This is a genomic window from Arthrobacter silviterrae (genome assembly GCF_011045165.1).
GTDB classification, from domain to species: domain Bacteria; phylum Actinomycetota; class Actinomycetes; order Actinomycetales; family Micrococcaceae; genus Specibacter; species Specibacter silviterrae.
The window spans coordinates 1-17,665 of record NZ_JAAKZI010000042.1 but is presented as its reverse complement, the minus strand read 5'-3'; the positions used below and the strand labels follow the sequence as shown (position 1 = coordinate 17,665).

General features: G+C 64.5%; 18 protein-coding genes and 1 pseudogene. 10 read left to right on the top strand and 9 right to left on the bottom strand.

All coding sequences use genetic code 11. The annotated features are described in order from the left end of the window. Positions 1 to 142 precede the first annotated feature (142 nt). Genes G6N77_RS20485 through G6N77_RS17480 form a run of 8 tightly spaced genes read left to right on the top strand, consistent with a single transcriptional unit; the run spans position 143 to position 7,507 of the window. The gene (locus tag G6N77_RS20485) at positions 143 to 643 is read left to right on the top strand and encodes a MarR family winged helix-turn-helix transcriptional regulator (RefSeq protein ID WP_165183459.1); all 501 of its coding nucleotides are present in this window, start codon (positions 143 to 145) and stop codon (positions 641 to 643) included. Continuing rightward, positions 640 to 1,761, top strand: a complete 1,122-nt coding sequence (locus G6N77_RS17505; protein ID WP_165183458.1) for a polyprenyl synthetase family protein — start codon at positions 640 to 642, stop codon at positions 1,759 to 1,761. Before G6N77_RS20485 ends, G6N77_RS17505 begins: the two co-directional genes overlap by 4 nt. A 15-nt stretch (positions 1,762 to 1,776) precedes the next feature. Further along, positions 1,777 to 2,730, top strand: coding sequence for a phytoene/squalene synthase family protein (locus tag G6N77_RS17500; RefSeq protein WP_165183457.1), 954 nt, complete (start codon positions 1,777 to 1,779; stop codon positions 2,728 to 2,730). Beyond that, entirely contained in the window at positions 2,727 to 4,355 is a 1,629-nt protein-coding gene (gene crtI, locus G6N77_RS17495; protein ID WP_165183456.1) for a phytoene desaturase family protein, read from the top strand. Before G6N77_RS17500 ends, crtI begins: the two co-directional genes overlap by 4 nt. Further along, a complete protein-coding gene (locus G6N77_RS17490) occupies positions 4,352 to 4,708 on the top strand; it encodes a lycopene cyclase domain-containing protein (protein ID WP_165183455.1) in 357 nt (118 codons plus the stop codon). Before crtI ends, G6N77_RS17490 begins: the two co-directional genes overlap by 4 nt. After that, positions 4,705 to 5,064 carry a lycopene cyclase domain-containing protein gene (locus G6N77_RS20015; protein WP_306987167.1) on the top strand — a complete coding sequence of 120 codons (360 nt, stop codon included), beginning with the start codon at positions 4,705 to 4,707 and terminating at the stop codon, positions 5,062 to 5,064. Before G6N77_RS17490 ends, G6N77_RS20015 begins: the two co-directional genes overlap by 4 nt. Before the next feature lie 3 nt (positions 5,065 to 5,067). After that, entirely contained in the window at positions 5,068 to 5,925 is an 858-nt protein-coding gene (locus G6N77_RS17485) for a prenyltransferase (RefSeq protein ID WP_306987168.1), read from the top strand. A 37-nt stretch (positions 5,926 to 5,962) separates the two neighbouring features. Further along, complete coding sequence (locus G6N77_RS17480) at positions 5,963 to 7,507, top strand: cryptochrome/photolyase family protein (RefSeq protein ID WP_165183454.1); 1,545 nt, start codon at positions 5,963 to 5,965, stop codon at positions 7,505 to 7,507. Between the two features lie 3 nt (positions 7,508 to 7,510). Here the strand turns inward: G6N77_RS17480 and G6N77_RS17475 are convergent, their stop codons facing one another. Further along, positions 7,511 to 9,766, bottom strand: coding sequence for an MMPL family transporter (locus tag G6N77_RS17475; protein WP_165183453.1), 2,256 nt, complete (start codon positions 9,764 to 9,766; stop codon positions 7,511 to 7,513). 108 nt (positions 9,767 to 9,874) lie between these two features. Between G6N77_RS17475 and G6N77_RS17470 the strand changes: the two genes are divergently transcribed. Further along, complete coding sequence (locus G6N77_RS17470; RefSeq protein ID WP_165183452.1) at positions 9,875 to 10,459, top strand: MarR family winged helix-turn-helix transcriptional regulator; 585 nt, start codon at positions 9,875 to 9,877, stop codon at positions 10,457 to 10,459. 324 nt (positions 10,460 to 10,783) lie between these two features. Here the strand turns inward: G6N77_RS17470 and G6N77_RS17465 are convergent, their stop codons facing one another. Both G6N77_RS17465 and G6N77_RS17460 read right to left on the bottom strand, forming a co-directional pair. Continuing rightward, positions 10,784 to 11,428, bottom strand: coding sequence for a carbonic anhydrase (locus G6N77_RS17465; RefSeq protein WP_165183451.1), 645 nt, complete (start codon positions 11,426 to 11,428; stop codon positions 10,784 to 10,786). 106 nt (positions 11,429 to 11,534) lie between these two features. Continuing rightward, the gene (locus tag G6N77_RS17460; RefSeq protein WP_165183450.1) at positions 11,535 to 11,948 is read right to left on the bottom strand and encodes a hypothetical protein; all 414 of its coding nucleotides are present in this window, start codon (positions 11,946 to 11,948) and stop codon (positions 11,535 to 11,537) included. A 64-nt stretch (positions 11,949 to 12,012) separates the two neighbouring features. Here G6N77_RS17460 and G6N77_RS17455 point away from each other — a divergent pair, with 64 nt between their 5' ends. Further along, positions 12,013 to 12,195 (top strand): hypothetical protein, encoded by a 183-nt coding sequence (locus G6N77_RS17455; protein ID WP_165183449.1) that lies wholly within the window; start codon positions 12,013 to 12,015, stop codon positions 12,193 to 12,195. Between the two features lie 246 nt (positions 12,196 to 12,441). Here the strand turns inward: G6N77_RS17455 and G6N77_RS17450 are convergent, their stop codons facing one another. The 6 genes and pseudogenes from G6N77_RS17450 to G6N77_RS17425 form a co-directional block, all read right to left on the bottom strand. Further along, complete coding sequence (locus G6N77_RS17450) at positions 12,442 to 13,680, bottom strand: SLC13 family permease (protein WP_165183448.1); 1,239 nt, start codon at positions 13,678 to 13,680, stop codon at positions 12,442 to 12,444. A gap of 516 nt (positions 13,681 to 14,196) precedes the next feature. Continuing rightward, entirely contained in the window at positions 14,197 to 14,469 is a 273-nt protein-coding gene (locus tag G6N77_RS17445) for a hypothetical protein (RefSeq protein WP_165183447.1), read from the bottom strand. An 83-nt stretch (positions 14,470 to 14,552) separates the two neighbouring features. Continuing rightward, a pseudogene (locus G6N77_RS17440) lies at positions 14,553 to 15,041 on the bottom strand (NAD(P)H-binding protein); the annotation flags it as partial. A 120-nt stretch (positions 15,042 to 15,161) separates the two neighbouring features. Then, a complete protein-coding gene (locus tag G6N77_RS17435) occupies positions 15,162 to 16,550 on the bottom strand; it encodes an MFS transporter (RefSeq protein WP_165183445.1) in 1,389 nt (462 codons plus the stop codon). A 4-nt stretch (positions 16,551 to 16,554) separates the two neighbouring features. Next, complete coding sequence (locus tag G6N77_RS17430; RefSeq protein WP_165183444.1) at positions 16,555 to 17,124, bottom strand: cysteine hydrolase family protein; 570 nt, start codon at positions 17,122 to 17,124, stop codon at positions 16,555 to 16,557. Between the two features lie 45 nt (positions 17,125 to 17,169). Beyond that, positions 17,170 to 17,625 (bottom strand): MarR family winged helix-turn-helix transcriptional regulator, encoded by a 456-nt coding sequence (locus tag G6N77_RS17425; RefSeq protein WP_165183443.1) that lies wholly within the window; start codon positions 17,623 to 17,625, stop codon positions 17,170 to 17,172. Positions 17,626 to 17,665 lie beyond the last annotated feature (40 nt).

Here is a 17,665-nt window from a genome sequence, read left to right as displayed (position 1 = left end):
TGACGCCGTGCATGTTGCCTTCATCCGATGCTCCTATGCATTGTCGAGCTGGATTTCCGTTTGCGTTTCATTATTAGACAAGCGTGAGTTATATATCCCATAATGTATCTAGATAAGCGAGCAATCAACCCTTCGAGGTAAAGTGCGACCAAGTATTTCCACCCATGTCAGCGACGGCAGCCCGCCTGCGGCCGCATTGCTCCATGAAGTGCTGCTGTCAAGTGATACGTTGACGCATACTTTGTGCCGGCAGCTGCAGATCAACGCAACGGACTTCAATGCGCTGCGGCACTTGGTATTTGGTGCGCCCCTGACCCCTGGAGGGTTGGCCGGGAAGCTATCGATATCCTCCGCCGCGTCCTCTGCACTCGTCGACAGGTTGAGCGCGCGGGGGCATGTTGTGCGCACCCCACACCCCTCGGACCGGCGAAGCGTCCTAGTTCATGCCAGTCCTGAGACCGTTGGGCTGATGGTCTCTGCACTGCGACCGATATTCCAGGAGCCCCATGAACACCTCAACCATGCAACACCCGAGAACCAGCAGGCAGTGGTGGCGTTTCTGGAAGATGTACTCCACTCCATACAGGTGCACAGCGAATCCCGGCCTGCAGGCACGCCGGCGAAGCAGAAGGGCCGATCATGAGTTTGCCGAGCTGGAAGGCTGCAGAGCCGGACGTGGACGGCACCATCACGGCCGGTTCGTGCTACGAAAGCGCTGTCGAGGCCGAACTGGCCCGCGTCCTGCAGGGCTGCACGAACGCGGCCGCGGAATATTCCGCGGCGGCAGGAACTCTGTGGCATCGCATCGGGGCAGCGCTGCAAGGCGGAAAGCGGGCCCGTCCCCGCTTGGTCAAACTCGGATACGACGCGTTTTCACCTCCAGATAATCATCCGCCATCCGAATCACCTGGTGACGGGGACCGGGTGGTTCTGTTGGGGTGCGCTTTTGAACTGCTGCACACCTCATTGTTGATGCATGACGATGTCATTGACAGGGATTTCACCCGCCGCGGACGTCCCACGCTCTCGGCGTTGTACCGCAACGAAGCCGTGGCTGCCGGAAGATCCCTTCCGGAAGCTGAACACACCGGACACTCGGCGGCGATTATTTCCGGCGACATGCTCCTCGCGACGGCCATTTCCATGGCGGTCCGGGCGGGGAGATCCCTGGCCCAGGCACCCGCCCTTGAGACATTCTTCCAACTCGCCATCCACCAGGCAGGTGCCGGGGAACTGGAAGACCTGCTGTATTCCCTGGGACGGTCACCGGCCACGGTGCATCAGGTGTTGCGCATGGAAGAGCTCAAAACCGCTTCCTACTCATTCAGGTTTCCCCTGCAGGCCGGTGCCCTGCTGGCCGGGGCAACTGTTGCGGAGGCAGAGTCACTGGCCGGGGTTGGCGGCCAGCTGGGCCTGGCCTACCAACTCATTGATGACGTCCTGGGCACGTTCGGCGATCCCGTCAGGACCGGAAAATCCGTGGACTCCGACCTCCGCGAAGGGAAAAGCACCATATTGACTGCGATGGCCGCCGCACAGCCCGCATTTCGTGAGAACCTGACGAGGCTGCGCACACAAACACCCGCTGTCTCCTCGCTTCGTTCGGTCCTGGAAGCCGCGGACGCGGAAAGCCTTGCTCGAAAACTGGCCCAGGACCTCTGCGACGATGCACTGCAATCAGCTCGGCAGCTCGAGCTGCCCTCAACTGTTTCCGATCAACTCCATGCGTTTGCAACACTGATCTTGACCAGGGGGGCATAAGCCGTGCGCGACCACATGCCAACAAAATTGTCGGCGGAGACCGGTTTGCAGACCACCGGACCGACTCCGTTGGAGCGCTATTCCGCCACCGCCAGCAACAGCGCGCGAGTGGTGATCAACAACTACTCAACTTCGTTCTCACTGGCTTGCCGGATGTTGGATCCGCAGTCGCGCACGCATATCGCCAATGTGTATGCCTTGGTGCGGCTGGTGGATGAAGTCGTCGACGGCGTTGCCTGTGAGGCAGGGCTCAGCACGGAAGCCACCGGGCAGGTCCTGGACAGTTTGGAAGCTGAGACCGAGACGGCCTTGCAAGCCGGGTACAGCACCAACATGGTGGTGCATGCCTTTGCCTCCACGGCACGGTGCTGCGGCATCGATGCCACCTTGACCCGGCCCTTCTTCGCCTCCATGCGCAATGACCTGAGCGTGTCAACCCACGACGGGTCTTCCCTGGAGAAGTACATTTACGGTTCCGCCGAGGTGGTGGGGTTGATGTGCCTGCGCGTCTTCCGTTCAGCACCACATGCCCCCACCGGAGGCGAGGATCAAGCAGCAGAGGCCGCCCGGCGGCTCGGTGCCGCCTTCCAGAAGGTCAACTTCCTGCGCGATCTGGCAAGCGACACGAGCGAATTGGGACGCTGCTATTTCCCGGGCCTGTCGCCGGAGACATTCACCAATGGCCACAAGGACTTGCTGGTCAAGGAAATCAAGGCCGACCTCGATGCGGCGGCGCAGGGACTCGTATTCCTGCCACCCCGGGCACAATTGGCGGTGTCCCTGGCGCACGGACTGTTCAGTGAGCTCAACCAGCAGTTGGGCCAGGCCAGCGCCGCGGAGTTGCTGGCCCGGCGGGTGTCCGTGGCACCGTGGCGCAAGGCAGCCATAGTGTTGCGGGTTGTTGGCGCGCATCTAGCCAAAAAGTTATGCCGGCGCCCAGGCATCCACGAGCCGGAGGGCCACAAATGAAGGCCACCGGCAAAGCACAGCACGGAACAGCCCCAGGGCGGGTGGTGGTCATCGGCGGGGGCTTCTCTGGACTGGCAACAGCGGGTTTGCTGGCGGCGACAGGCCACAAGGTGACGCTGCTTGAACAGCAGCCACATCTGGGGGGCAGGGCCGGACGTTTGCAAAGGGACGGGTTCAGTTTCGACACCGGCCCCTCATGGTATTTGATGCCAGAGGTCATCGGGCACTGGTTCGAGTTGATGGGCACAACCACCGACGACGCCCTCGAACTGGTCCGGCTTGACCCGGGTTACCGGGTCTGGTTTGACGCCGGAACACCGATGGACCTGCCTGCCGGCGGCGGCGCGGATGCCGTCTTTGAATCCCTGCAGCCCGGTGCCGGAGCCGCCCTGCACGAGTATCGAAAGCAGGCACAGGGCAGCCACTCCCTGGCCCTGCAGCACTTCCTGTACGACGATTTCTCCTCCCCTGCCACCTTCTTCAAGCCCCAGCTCCTCAAGCTGCTGCCACGGCTTGCCCCGCTTCTGTCCACGTCCTTGGAAAAGTTCGTGGCGAAGCGCTTCAACGATCCTCGATTGCGCCAGGTCCTTGGCTATCCTGCTGTCTTTCTCGGCTCAAGCCCGCAGCGAACCCCGGCGCTCTATCACCTGATGAGCCACTTGGACCTCACCCAGGGCGTCCAATACCCGATGGGGGGCTTCGCACACACCGTCGATGCGATGGCGCAGATCTGCCGCCAGGCCGGGGTTGAAATCATCACCGAGGCCCGGGTGGACCGCATCGAAGTGGCCACTGCCGCAGGCCAAGCCAGGGTCGAAGCCGTCAGTTGGGTCAACACTGCCACAAGCGGCCCAAAATATCAGCGCGTGGAGGCCGACGTCGTCGTTGGCGCCGCAGACTTGCACCATATCGAGACCGCACTGCTGCCGCCGGAATACAGATCCCACTCGGCCGGTTCGTGGAAGCGCCGGGATCCCGGGCCCAGCGCCGTGCTGCTGTGCTTGGGCATCAGGGGCAGGCTGCCGCAATTGAACCACCACAATTTGTTCTTCACCCGGGACTGGGGGGAAAACTTCCGCCGCATTCATGCCGGCGAAGATCTTGAACCGGAAACCAGCGTGTACATGTGCATGCCCAGCCACACCGATCCCTCCGTTGCACCGGATGGGTGTGAGAACCTTTTCATCCTCATCCCTGCCCCGGCACTGCCGGGCTGGGGTTGCGGCGGCCCCGACGGCCGGGGAAGCCCACAGGTGGAAAAAATCGCTGATGCCGCCCTTGACCAGATCGCCGAGTGGGCGGGGATCGCAGACCTGCGCGAACGCATCATGGTTAGGCAAAGCTACGGCCCGGAAGACTTCGTGAACAACGTCAATGCGTGGCAGGGCGGGGCGCTGGGGCTCGCCCACACTCTGCGGCAGAGCGCATTCCTCCGACCGGCAAACCGCAACCGCAAGGTTCACGGACTTCACTATGCAGGCAGCTCCGTGCGGCCAGGCATTGGGATCCCCATGTGCTTGATCAGCGCAGAACTCGTCGCCAAAAGCGTCAACAACATCAAAGCCCCGGGCCCGATGACACTCCCAGCCACCGGGACGGCGGAGGGATGGCGGACCGAAACGTGACTTACCTTTTAATACTCATGGTGCTGAGCTGCGCCATGGCGGCCATCGATGCCCGACACCATTTGTTTGTTTTTTCGCAACCTGTGCCGGCGCTTGTGACTTTGCTGGGCGCCACCGCCTTCTTCTTGTTGTGGGACGACATCGCGATTGACCAGGGCATCTTCGTGCACCGCGAATCACCACTGATGACCGGGGCCATGCTCGGTGACCAGCTGCCGTTGGAGGAAGCCTTTTTCCTCCTCTTCTTTTGTTACCAGGCAATGCTCTTGATCCTCGGGTTTGGCAAATGGCGGGCACACCGGGCCGCAGCCAAAGGGAACAACCGGTCAACCACAACAAAGGATGTGCCGTGAAATTTGCGCTGCTCTCCATATATTTCATGGCCGGTTCGATACTGCTTTTCCTCGTGGCACTCCGCCTGAAGCACATTGGCCTGCGCAGCGTCCTGCCCCCCGTTGCTTCCTCTTTGGTGGTGCTGCTGCTCCTGACCGCCGTGTTCGACAATGTGATGATCAGTTCAGGCCTCTTCGACTACGGGGGCCAGACCCTGTTGGGCCCGCGCATCCTTCTGGCACCGATCGAGGACTTTACCTATCCGGTGTGCGCGGTGTTCCTCGCCCCGGCACTGTGGTGGTTGGCTGGCGGCCGTCCCCCCGCTCGCGTAGGAGCCAAACCCCCTGCTTCCACGGAAACACGGAAGGAGTCCTAGACCGTGCTGCGTGAACTCTTCATGACCTCCCGCCCGATCTCCTGGGTCAACACCGCCTACCCGTTTGCTGCCGCCTATCTGCTTAGTGCCGGAACCATTGACTGGGTCTTCGCGGTGGGGACCGTGTTTTTCCTCATTCCCTACAACCTGGCCATGTACGGGATCAACGATGTTTTTGACTATGAATCTGACCTGCTCAACCCCCGCAAGGGCGGGGCCGAGGGAGCGCTCGTAGACCGTGCCGGACACCGCAAGATAATCTATGCGTGCGTGCTGGTGCTGCTGCCATTCCTGGTGGTGTTGGCCATGGTTGGATCTTTGCAGGCGAATGTGGTGCTGCTGGTATCCATGGCAGCACTGGTGGCTTACAGTGCACCGCACCTTCGTTTCAAGGAAAGGCCCTTTCTGGACTCCGCGACGTCCAGCACCCATTTTGTCTCGCCCTTGCTGTACGGACTGGTCCTGGCCGGGGTGCACTTCAACACGTCGTTGGTGGCGCTCACAGCGGCGTTCTTTTTTTGGGGCATGGCCTCGCATGCCTTTGGTGCCGTGCAGGACATTGTCCCCGACCGTGCAGCATCGCTGGGTTCCATCGGCACCGTCCTGGGCGCCCGCCAGACTGTCATTTTGGCAGCGATGGCCTATTTGCTGGCCGGGGCGCTGCTGTTATTCACGCAGTGGCCAGGCCCCCTGGCAGCCGCCCTGGCACTGCCCTATGTCTTCAACGTCCTGCCCTTTGCCTGGCTCAGCGATGAACACTCCGGCCGGGCGCACACCGGATGGGTGCGATTCCTTTGGCTAAACTATGTCACCGGCTTCTTCATCACGATGATTCTGATTGGCTATGCATTCACACGATGACACTTCCGCGCCCGACAACCAAGAAAGCCACGCTGCCATGACCGTGACCTGCGTAAATATTGTGTGGTTCCGAGATGACCTGCGCCTCACCGACCACCCCGCACTCAGCACCGCTACGCAAGCCCGCACCGCCAGCGCATACACCACCGCGGTGTATGTCCTTGATGAGCAATCCCCCGGAATCCGCCCGCTGGGTGCTGCGGCAAAGTGGTGGCTGCACCATGCCCTGCTCGAACTGCGCTCGGACCTGGCAGCACTGGGGGTTCCGCTGATACTGCGGCAGGGCCCGGCCGAGGTCATGGTTCCGGGCCTTGTGGACGAACTCCGTGAACATTGGGGATTGGCCCGTGACGCCGTCGCCTTGTTCTGGAACCGGCGCTACGGCGGCGGTGAACACCGCGCCGATGCCGCGATCAAGGAACTGCTCCGGGAGCAGGGCTGCAGCGTCAGCAGCTTCCCTGGCACCTTGCTACATGAGCCATGGACCGTGAAGACCCAAGAACAAAGCCACTTCAAGGTCTTCACCCCCTTCTACAACGCGGCACAGGACATTCCCCTGCGTCCGGTGCTGCCCGCACCGGCACCGGTGCCCGGCCAGCCGGCGGTGACGGCACCCGTGCCCAGCGACGAACTCGATTCCTGGAAGCTTCTGCCGGCGCGGCCGGATTGGTCGGCGGGACTGGCGGCGGCCTGGACGCCCGGCGAAGCTGCCGCCCAAGCACGCCTGGACCTGGTACTGGAGGAGGTGGCGGCCGGCTACCCCACCGGCCGGGACCGCCCCGACTACGACGGGACCTCCCGGCTGTCCCCCGCGCTGCGCTGGGGCCACCTGAGCCCCGTCCAGGTGTGGGAGGCACTGAGCTCCGCGGCGGCTGCCTCCCCGGAGAAGGCCGAAGGCGCCCGGTCCATCATGCGCCAGCTGGCCTGGCGGGACTTCTTCTGGAACCAGCTCTACCACCAGCCCCAGCTTCCCACGCGAAATCTCCGGCCGGAATTCGATGGTTTTGACTGGTCCTGGCCCACCGAGCTGCTGCCAGCCCCAACAGCCCGCCCAGCCGCGGGCCAGTCAGGGACCGCAGCCAGTCAGCCGGCGGCGAACAGCCTGCCGGGGCCGGACTGCGATCCGGTCCAGGCCGGCATTGATGCACTTTACACATCGTGGTGCACCGGGGACACCGGGTTCCCGCTGGTTGACGCCGGCATGGCGCAGTTGTGGCAGACCGGGTGGATGCACAACCGGGTACGAATGGTCACAGCAAGCCTGCTCGTGAAGAACCTGGGCATCCACTGGAGGGCCGGTGAGGCATGGTTCTGGGACACCCTGGTTGATGCCGACGCCGCCTCCAATCCGGCGAATTGGCAGTGGGTTGCCGGCTGCGGGGCCGATGCCGCACCCTACTTCCGCGTGTTCAACCCGGTCCTGCAGGCCAGAAAGTTCGATCCCCGCGGAGCCTACCAAACCCGCTTTGCCGCCGCTCTCGGAGCGGAGCCCGTGGTTGACCTGAAGGAATCGCGCGCCGCTGCACTGACAGCCTATGAACACATGAAGCAGGCCTCCCGGACCGGCGACACCCAGCAATGAGCCCTACCCACGGTGGCGGGCGTGCGGGTCCGGCATCGCGCCGTCGTCAATGTCTGTCCGGAACTTGGATTTCCGGGACAGGGCGGAGGGCCACCAGATGGCCCTGCCAATGTCGTAGGTGAGGGCGGGAACCAGTAGAGATCGCACCACGAGGGTGTCCAGTAGCACCCCGAACGCCACGATGAACGCGATCTGCACCAGAAACAGGATCGGGATCACGCCAAGCGCGGAGAACGTGGCCGCCAACACCAGACCGGCCGAGGTGATGACCCCGCCGGTGATGACGAGCCCGCGGATGATGCCCTGGCGGGTGCCGTCGCGCAGTGATTCCTCCCGTACCCGGGTCATCAGGAAGATGTTGTAGTCAATCCCCAGCGCCACCAGGAAGATGAATCCGTAGAGGGGGACGGCCGGGTCGGCGCCTGGAAAATCGAAGACGTTGTTGAAGAAGAAGGCGGCAACGCCCAGGGCCGTGCCAAAGGACAGCACCGTGGTCAGCACCAGCAGCACCGGTGCCAGCACCGAGCGCAGCAGCAGCATCAGGATCAGCAGGATCACCACAAGCACGACGGGAATGATGAGGTTCCGGTCGTGGATCGAGGCATCGTTCGTGTCGATCGCCGTTGCCGTGACACCGCCCACCAGCGCCTGGGGCACAGTGCCGTCCAGGCCGGTGCGGATCCCGCGGACGACGGCGGCCGCTGCCTCCGTGTCAGCGGCGGCTCCCAGCGTGCCCTGGAGGAGGACGTCCCCGCGCACCACCGTGGGCCGGGGAGCCCCGTTCCCGGGAGGGCCCGCCGGCTGGATGCCTTGGGTCGTGACCGCAGCTGAGCCGCTGGGTGAATCGGCCGTGACAACGGAGACTGATTTTATGCCGTCGTGGGCCAGCAGCACATTTGCGGTCTCCTGCAGCTGCGTTTCCGGCGCCACCACCAGCACGGGACTGCCGGTGCCGCCCGGGAAATGCTCGCCCAGGATCTTCTGGCCGTCGCGCGCCTCGGAGGCGCCCAACACCAGGTCCGATTGCGGCACGCCACTGGCATTGAGCTGGGTGGCCCCGAGCACACCCAGCAGCAGCACCGCCGTGGTCACTGTCCAGATCAGGCGCGGGCGGCCCCGGATCTGCCGGGCCAGCCGTGCCCAGAGCCCCGTGGAGTGCACACCGTGCTCTGCCGCCACAGCCTCCGGCTCGAACTTGGGCCGCCGCGGCCAAAAAGCATTGCGGCCAAACACAAAGAGAAGCGCAGGCAGCAGGGTGAGCGCGGACAGCATGGCAAACACAATGCCAATCGAGGCCACCGGTCCCAGGGAACTATTGGACTTCAGATCGCTGAACAACAGGCACAACAACCCGGCTATCACGGTACCGCCGGAGGCTGCAATCGGCTCGGCAGACTTTTTGATCGCCTGCATGCTGGCTGCCCACTTGTCCGTGCTGACCCGCAATTCTTCCCGGTACCGGGAGACATACAGCAGTGAATAGTCCGTGGCGGCGCCAATGACCAGAATGAACAGGATGCCCTGGGTCTGCCCGCTGAGCATCAGCACCCCGGCCTTCGCCAACCACCACACACTCAACAACGCCACACAAAGGGCAAAGAGGCTCGTGGCCAGGACCGCCAACGGCAGCAGCAGGGAACGGTACACGCAGACCAAGATGATGAACACGGCCAGCAGCGCCGCACCCAACAGGATCCCGTCAATGCCGGAAAAGCCCTCGATGAGGTCGGCAGTGAAACCGGCAGGGCCGGTCACATGGACAGACACCCCCGCGGGCGCAGCATCCCTTAACGACGCGCCAATGGCATCGACTACTGAGCCAATATCAGCGTTGGCCTGGACCGGCACGAACGCCTGCACCGCCCGGCCGTCCTTCGAGGGAATACCGGGGGACACCCCGGCCCCAACGCCAGGGATGCCCGGCAGTCTTGACACCTCCCGTGACACCGCAGCGATGTCAGTTTCGTCCAGAGCAGCACCGCTGGAAAATACAACGACTGCGGGAATCTCATCCGAGTCCCGGAACTCGCCCAGCAGCTTCTGAACCTGGGTGGCATCGGAAGAAGAGGGCAGGTAGGTGGTCTGGTCGTTCGAGGACACTTCGCCGACCCTGCCAAAATAGGGCCCGCCAATGGCGCCGCCCACCAGCCAGGCAATGATGACCAGCGCCGGCAGCAGCACCCTCAGCCCCTTTCCAAAACGGCGTCGCGGATTCCCCGGGATGGTCCCGGTTGCGGACGTCTTCTCTCGTCGTGCCATGAACCCACCTCCATCACATGATCAAATTTTAATCTAGTTTAGCTAGCAAATATCCGGGCTTGCAACACGTTTGGTTCATTTCTTTGTTGTCGGGATAGAATTATTGCCATGGCAAGCATCGAGGCAAGCCCCACACCGTTGCCGACGAACATCTACGACGTGAACGCCGCCGACCCGGAGAGCCAGCTCGTCGACCGGTCAAGCGTGCCCGCCGCCGAGGTGTCCCATATCGGTGAGCTCATGGCAGCGCTGGGCAGGCTGCGCAGTGCCGAGCAGCAACTCACCGATGCGTCACTGAAGTACATGAAGCTCAACCAGTCGGACATGCGCGCACTGCACTACCTGATCGTCGCGGCCAACACACACGAAATCGCCACCCCCGGCGCCATTGCCAGCCACCTGAAAATTTCCACGGCGTCCACCACCAAACTGCTGGACCGACTGGAAAAAGCAGGCCACATCACCCGCCAACCCCACCCCACCGACCGCCGGGCACTGTCCATCGCCATCACACCAAAAACACGTCAGGCCGCCATGGACACAGTGGGGCGTCAACAGGCCAAACGATTCCACGCGGCGGCCCGGTTAACCACAGAAGAACGCGAAGTCGTTATCCACTTTCTCGATGACATGACGAAGGAAATCTCACTCACGGATGAGACGTGGGCCCAGCCCGCGGTTCCAATCGAGTAGTCGCATCCCTTTGACCGGTTGGCGATGGGCCGTACCAGGGAAATCGTGACTATCCACCGGCGGCCGGCCCAAAGTCGGGCGCATGCGTACCGACGACTCCGTCACCCGCGCCGCGCATTCCGGCTCGTCAAAGGCAAGAATTGGGGCACCCAAGAAAAGTTAGGTCATGCACTCACGGGCACTCGAGAGGCACCCCTGACCAGCACAAAACACCAGCCTGACCTCAATCGGCAGGACAACCGCCGTTAGGCGGGGACGACGGCGGCACCCGGGGTCCGCCGTCGTGCTGGCCTTTGCGGTGGCCGGGCCGTCGCTGCGGACGGTTCAGGCGGTGATGGGACCGTTGCTGTAGACCAGTTCGGCGCGCCCGTCGTTGAGGTGGTAGGTCAGGCCGACCACCGCGGTTTTTTGGCTGGCGACGCCGTCGGCGATGATGGGCGATTCCTCCAGCAGGCGCGCGGCGGTCTGCTTCACGTGCTCGGCCACCATCGAATCAATGCTGCTGGCACTGTCGATGCGCAGGGCAGCCAGCACGGACGGGGTGATGAGCTCCACGATGCCCCGGACGTGCCCGGCCGGCATGGCCCCCGTCTCAACGGAGGCCTTCGTGGCCGTCACGGCGCCGCAGCTGTCATGGCCCAGCACCACGATCAGCGGCACGTCCAGGTATTCCTCGCCGAACTCGATCGATCCCAGGGCTGTGTTGTCGATGACGTGGCCGGCGGTACGGACCACAAAGGCGTCGCCCAGGCCCATGTCAAAAATGATCTCAGCCGCCAGGCGGGAATCGGAGCAGCCAAAAATCGTCACAAACGGGTGCTGCCCGCCCGCCAGGGACGACCGGCGGGCGGCATCCTGGTTGGGGTGGGACGCGACGCTCTCCACGAACCGCCGGTTTCCCTCCATGAGGGTGGCCCACGCTGCCGCCGGGGTGAACGGGTGGGAGCTGCCGTTTGCTTCGCCTGCCATGCTGGTGTGCCTTTCCTAACAATGGATGTATTGACAACTAATCCGGAACATGGACCGCCGGTGACTCCCGGGCGGGCTCCACCTTGTGGCCCATCGCCCGGATGTCTCAGCTGGCCGCGGCGGCGTCCGCACCGCCGGCCAGTTCCACGCCCAGCGCCCCGTCTAGGTTTATCACGCCGGCGTGCCGGCCGCAGATTTTGGCTCCGGCATGGACCCTGGGGCTCCTCGCGCCGCACCACGGCACCGCGGGCGCGAGCTGCTCGGATTCAGGGCTGTTGGTGCGGTAGTTGGTTGCCCGGCGGTCGCCGGCCTGGCGGAGGATCCGGTGGAGGGCCCGGGCGCGGGCCGGCCGGCTCGGGCCGGGGAAGGTGCGGCACCGGATGGGGGCCACCAGCGGGTGCCGGGGACGGCACATGTTTGTGCAGGTGCGGCGGTGGTGGCGGCGGCCCTGGCGGCGGGCGCCGCGGCGCTGCGGCCAAGGGCCCTTCCGCCAGCGGGACGGCAGCATCCCGTGCCTCATCCACCTCTTTGACCCCGGCCGTGTCCTTGCCACCTTCGGCATCCAATGAGCCTGCACTGGGAGCATGGGTGGCATCGAGCCCGAAAAAGCGGTACAGCTCCTGTTCCTGGGTGTCGGTGATGGTCCCGCGGTCACTGTCGATGCGGGGGCCGTTGGTGATCGCCTCTTTTGTGAAGGCCGCCGTGATCACGGAGCCGTCAAGGCTGGCCCCTTCGAGCGGGACGAAGGATTCGGACATGCCAAATAGTCCGGTCCTGACAGTCACGAAGACCGGGGCCCCGGATTCACCACTTGTGAATATCTGCTCAACGGAGCCGATCCTGTTTCGGGAAGGGTCCACGACGATGCCGCCTGAGAGGACAATCGCATCAAGATCCTGCAGACTTAGCAAGAGGTAGGTCCTTCCCGTGTTGGCCGAATGTGTGCCGCACTTCATCATTGCCGGGTTCGCAGGATTCGACAAAGGGTTCGACAAAAGTTTACGTCCAACACCTCATACGTGCGCCAGCACCAGCGCCGTGACGGCGGCGAGCACTGTCAGGGGCGCCACGATGAGACCGAAGAGCGCGTAGCCACGCCAGCTAATCAGCACATTCATCCGGATCAGGCGGTCGTGCCACAGCAACGTCGCCAAGGAAGCCCCCGGGGTGATGAGCGGGCCCGCGTTGGCGCCGATGAGCAGGGCCGCGAGTCGCTGCGGCGTCGCCGCCAGCGGTTCTGCCAGCAGGTAGGCGGGCAGGTTATTGAGCAGGTTGGCACTGAGCGCGCCCGTAGCGGCCAGTTGCAGAAGGCCGGCGAACCCATTGCCGCGCCCGGCCAACTGCCCCAGGGCTGCCGGTCCACCGAGGTGCCTGACAGTTTCCATCACAAGGAACAGTCCCGAAGCGAACAGCAGCAGCGACCAAGGAACAAGCGAAAAGCTGAGGGCCCGGCGCCGGCGAACGGCAAATATTGCAATCAGGACCGCGGCGGCAGCTGTGGAAGGAATCCACACCGGAACGCCGGAGACCAAGACCGGCAGCAAGATAACCAGTACGGCGGAACTGGCCCCCAGAAGCGCCCTGTCGGTGGCCGGAAGGCCGGAAGCGGCCAGCTGTCCACCGGATGCCAGGCTGCCGGCCGGTCCAACGCTCACGGCCTCTTCGTGCCGGAGCCGGGTCACGGGGATACGGTTGTAACGCTTGCGCACGTCCGCACGGAAGACCAGGCCAATGAAGAGCAGCGGCACTACGGCCGCGGCGATGGCAGGTGCCCACATCATGGCCGCAAACCGTGCCGGGCTGATGCCGCCCATTGAGTTTTGGGCCAGCAGGTTGGTCAGGTTCGAAATGGGAAGCAGGAGACTGGCGGTGTTTGCCATCCACACCGTCGTAAGGGCAAGCGGCAGGGCCGGCAGGCCCGCCTGCCGGGCCACACTGACCACCACGGGGGTAAGAAGCACCGCAGTCGTGTCCAGGGAGAGGAATACGGTGCACACGGCGGCGAACCCCGCCACGATCAACCACAGCAGGACATGGCGGCCACGGCCCCAATGCCTGAACCGGCGGGCCACCCACCGGAAAATCCCTGCCTCGCTGGCCAACTCCGTCACCACGGTCATCGAAGCCACGAACAACAGGATCGGCGCCACCCGTTCCACCAGTACCGTGACGTCGGAAAGGGGAAGCAGACCGGTCGAGACAGCGAGGCCTCCGACTGCCAGCAGGACCGCACCCATGATCGCCAATCGCATTCACTTAGCCTATTCCCGGCAGGCGGCCAAATGCCGGCAGCCCAAAAAACCGGGACGTGGAATACCGCCAGCAAACAAGACCGACGCCACAGCAGTGGCTAAACCACAAGATCGCGCAAGATTGGCAAGGACCTTCGGCTCATCTAGGTCCTAGGCATACTCTTACCGTCCTCAGGCAAAGACTAATGCGACTTTGAAAATTGATCGAGCCACCGAAAGCGCCTGCAGAGAAATTTTCCGCTCCCATGCGGCCGATGACATCGCGGAGCAGATTTCCAACAACAGATTTTGGGGTACAGAATGTTCACGTCTGCGGGGCTGTGGGGTCGGTGGCCCAGCGCTTTGCCGCCCTGTGGTGCTCCAAGAGGCCCGATTCCGGGACCCGGCTTCGGGTCTGAACCTGCTCAAGACGCCAAACCCTGATCCAGATTGAAGGGGGTCGCGCATAGCAGGCGCTGACATGTAACAGGACGAACCGTCGGGGTCGACGCAGAGGGAACCCCCGAGGGTTCTGGGCTAAAGATTGGCGCGGACGGCGGTGGCCGGCGGCGTGACTGGGCGTCCGAGGAGGGCGAGCATGGCGGCCGGGTCGCCGTCAAGGTAGCCGGCGGCGGCGTCGGCCTGGAGCGGCGCGAGGAACCCCGCGGTGTCCTCATCCACGCCGTTCCGGACCAGCATCTGGCGGAAGTCTTCGACGGGGAGGTTCTTGGCCGCCATGGTGGTACCGGAGGCCTCGGCGGCGGCGTGGGCAAGACCGGGGTAGGTGAATTCCCCACCCCCCCATTTCAAGGGTGACGTTGCCGTCGTACTCGGTGAGCATGGCCTGGGCATCGGCTTCCGCTAAGCCCGCCCGGGGGTGCGGCGGAGATCAGTCAGTCGCCGGCAGCATGGACCAGCACACCCCGGGAAACGGCCCCCGGGAAACGGCCCCCGGGCAGCTCCGCCGTGTAGTTTTCGGTATACCAGCCGTGGCGCAGGATGGTGTGCGGGGCGCCAGATGAGGCCAGCATCTGCTCCGTGACCTTGTGTTCCGCGGCCAGGATCATGGGATTGTCGGCGGCGCGGAGCACCGAGGTGTAGTAGATGCGGACGATACCGCACGCCTTGGCGGCGTTGATGACGTTGCGGTGCTGGGTCACGCGCCGGCCCACCTCGCTGCCGAAGATGAAGAGCAGCCGGTCCACGCCTTTGAACGCTTCCTCGAGAGCTACAGGGTCGTTGCAGTCGGAGCTACGGACGACGGCGCCGCGAGTCGCCAGGGCTGTGGCCTTGGCCGGGTCGCGCACGACGGCGACGACCGAGTCCGGCTCAACGCCTTTGGCGATGAGCCGGTCGACGACCATTGTGCCCAGCTCTCCGCTCGCTGCGGTTACTCAATGGGTGGTCATGGTCTTTCCTTTCATACTGGATGCCGGCGATGCGGGGCCGAAACGCCCGGGCAGGGCATGTCCGGGCTGCGGAGTGCGTGGATTGACGTGGTGCTAGGAGGATTTCGGGATGCCGCGGTCGGCCAGGGACAGGACCACGAGGGCCGCCCCAAGTATCGCGAAAACGCCCGCGAAGGACAGCAGGCCCGCGTCGTTTGCACCGCCCGCGAAGGCTGCTCCGATGAGGCCGGTGGCGACGAATCCGCCGATGTAGGAGGCTGTGCGGTAGAAGCCGCTGTTGGTGCCAAGGTCTTCGTGTGAGCTCTTGAGGTAAAGCATGGTCTGGTTGGCCACATTGCCGAGCCCCATCGAGGTGCCGAAGACCGAGAGGGCGATGACTGGCCACAGGAGGGAGTTGGAGGCGCTGGCCGCCCACAGCAGCCCGGCACCGGCCACGATGAGCGCGGAGCAGGCGGCGAGGACACGGCGGACCCACTTCCAGCGGCCGATTACCAGGGATGCCGTGGCGCTCAGGACTGACATGGGAAGCATCAGCACGCCCACGAGCCCGGGATCGATTCCGCGCGCCTGCTCGAGCCACTGGCTCACCCCGTACAGTACGCCGTACATGACCGCGAAGCTCAACATCAGCCGGAGGTAGGTGCGCTGGAGCGAGCCGTTGCGGGCGAGCATCCGCACATCCAGGAACGGCGAGGCGTGCCGGCGCTCCCACAGGACGAGTGCCACGGCGAAGAGGCCGACGACGGCGGCCAGCCACCACTGCGGGTGCGTCATGCCGTTGAGGAATACCAGCAGGGCCGTCACGGCGCCGCCGAAGAGCAGGATCCCGAGGGGGTCGAGGTGCTTCATGGCGGGGATGTGCTGGTCCCGGTCGTCCAGGCCGTCGCGGGGTACCCAGAGGAGTGTGCTGGGGAGGGCGATGAGCGCGAGGGGGACGTTGATCGCGAACACCGCCCGCCACCCGAAGGCGGTTATCAGCAGGCCGCCGATCGGCAGCCCGACGGCGGCGGTGATGTGGCCTGCGGCGGCCATGAGGCTGAGGACACCGTTGGGCATCGGGGCCCGGGCCCCCACGGCGCGGAGGTGAATCATCATCATGGCCGTCGGGTACGCCGCGGACGTGCCCAGGCCAAGGACAGCACGGGAGACGACGAGCCATGCGATGCCCGGTGCTGTCCATCCGATGGCGCCGCCGACTGCCACGAGGACCAGCCCGGCGATGAAGACCGTCCGGGCCCCGTAGCGGATGGCCAGCCGTCCCATGAGCGGCTGGCACACCGCACTGACAAGGTAGAGCGCGGAGACTAGGAGTGCGGTCTGCACGGCCGTGACGCCGAAGTCGGTTGCGATGCTCACAAGCGCCGTGGCGATGATGGAGGAGTTGATGGGGTTGAGCGTGGTGCCCAACAGCAGGGCCGCCATGAAGCCAGGGCCGTAAAGCTGCTTCTCTGTGGTGGCTGTGGCCGTGTCCGTGGTGGCCACCGCCTCAGGCGAGTGCCGTGCGCAGGGCTGCGATCACGTCGGCCGTGGTGCCTGTCTCGGCGATCATGGGAAAGACGTGCTCGAAGCTGTTCGCGCCGCGCTCCGGCATCGGGTCGGTAACGGCGTCGGAGGCGATGGCGACGTTGAAGCCGGCGTCGAAGGCGGCGCGGACCGTGGATTCCACCCCCATGCCCGCGGCGAGTCCCGCGATGACCACCTGGGTGGTGCCCTGCCCGGCGAGGTGCGTCGTGACGTCGTCGGACGCGAACGCGTTCAGCGCCTTCTTGGCAACCAACAGGTCCATCTCCGCAATGGGCAGGCGTGCGTCGAGCTCGGCGAAGTCTGCGCCCGGCGCAGCGCCGCCGCCGGGCCGCGGAGCCTCGGCACGGCCGGCGGGCAGGCCCAGGGCCGTGACCCAGATTACGGGCAGGCCCGCGGCGTGGAACGCGTCGGCGAGGATCGCGGTATTCTCGACGATGCGCGTCGCGTCCTGGGCGGGGGCCATCCCGAGGATGCCCTTCTGCAAGTCGATTGCGATGAGGGCGGAATCGCGGTCAATGCTGGTGATGCTCATGGATGCGCGGTCCTTTCTGGCGCGATGTGCCTGGCGGCGAGGTGCCTAGTGGTTATGTTCCCGATGGCTGTCAACGAGCCGGTGCAGGAGTTCGATAGCAGATGCCAGTTCCGCCTGCTCCGTCTCGTTCAGCTGTGATTTGATCTGGTCGCGGACCCAATCCGTCTTGCGGCTGCGCACCGCCTCGATGAGGTCGCGCCCGGCTCCGGTGAGATGCAGCTCGCGCCGGCGGCCGTCCTCCGCAGCCGGTGACGCGAGCACATGGCCGCCGGCGATGAGGGCACCGACAGTCGCACTCATCGACTGTGGGCTCACGCCCTCGAGCCGGGCAAGTTCGGCACTCGTAATGCCGGGCCGCTGGTGAAGGCGTGCCAGCACGGACTCCTGCGGGCGGTTCAGCTCATTCGTGGCCTTGCCTTCGGCGGTCAGTCGCCGGGTGAGGTCATGGACCACGGCGCGAAGCCGCCACGAGAGGTCTGCGGGATCCGGCTGATTGCTCATGTATGTACCCTAAACTGATCAATCAAACTTATCAAGTTTC

Bases quoted from the DNA above. Each gene is read 5' to 3' on its own strand.
- G6N77_RS17505 (WP_165183458.1), top strand. From the start codon at position 640: ATGAGTTTGCCGAGCTGGAAGGCTGCAGAGCCGGACGTGGACGGCACC.
- G6N77_RS17500 (WP_165183457.1), top strand. From the start codon at position 1,777: ATGCCAACAAAATTGTCGGCGGAGACCGGTTTGCAGACCACCGGACCG.
- crtI (WP_165183456.1), top strand. From the start codon at position 2,727: ATGAAGGCCACCGGCAAAGCACAGCACGGAACAGCCCCAGGGCGGGTG.
- G6N77_RS17480 (WP_165183454.1), top strand. From the start codon at position 5,963: ATGACCGTGACCTGCGTAAATATTGTGTGGTTCCGAGATGACCTGCGC.
- G6N77_RS17475 (WP_165183453.1), bottom strand. From the start codon at position 9,766: ATGGCACGACGAGAGAAGACGTCCGCAACCGGGACCATCCCGGGGAAT.
- G6N77_RS17470 (WP_165183452.1), top strand. From the start codon at position 9,875: ATGGCAAGCATCGAGGCAAGCCCCACACCGTTGCCGACGAACATCTAC.
- G6N77_RS17465 (WP_165183451.1), bottom strand. From the start codon at position 11,428: ATGGCAGGCGAAGCAAACGGCAGCTCCCACCCGTTCACCCCGGCGGCA.
- G6N77_RS17460 (WP_165183450.1), bottom strand. From the start codon at position 11,948: ATGAGGCACGGGATGCTGCCGTCCCGCTGGCGGAAGGGCCCTTGGCCG.
- G6N77_RS17455 (WP_165183449.1), top strand. From the start codon at position 12,013: ATGGGTGGCATCGAGCCCGAAAAAGCGGTACAGCTCCTGTTCCTGGGT.
- G6N77_RS17450 (WP_165183448.1), bottom strand. From the start codon at position 13,680: ATGCGATTGGCGATCATGGGTGCGGTCCTGCTGGCAGTCGGAGGCCTC.
- G6N77_RS17430 (WP_165183444.1), bottom strand. From the start codon at position 17,124: ATGAGCATCACCAGCATTGACCGCGATTCCGCCCTCATCGCAATCGAC.
- G6N77_RS17425 (WP_165183443.1), bottom strand. From the start codon at position 17,625: ATGAGCAATCAGCCGGATCCCGCAGACCTCTCGTGGCGGCTTCGCGCC.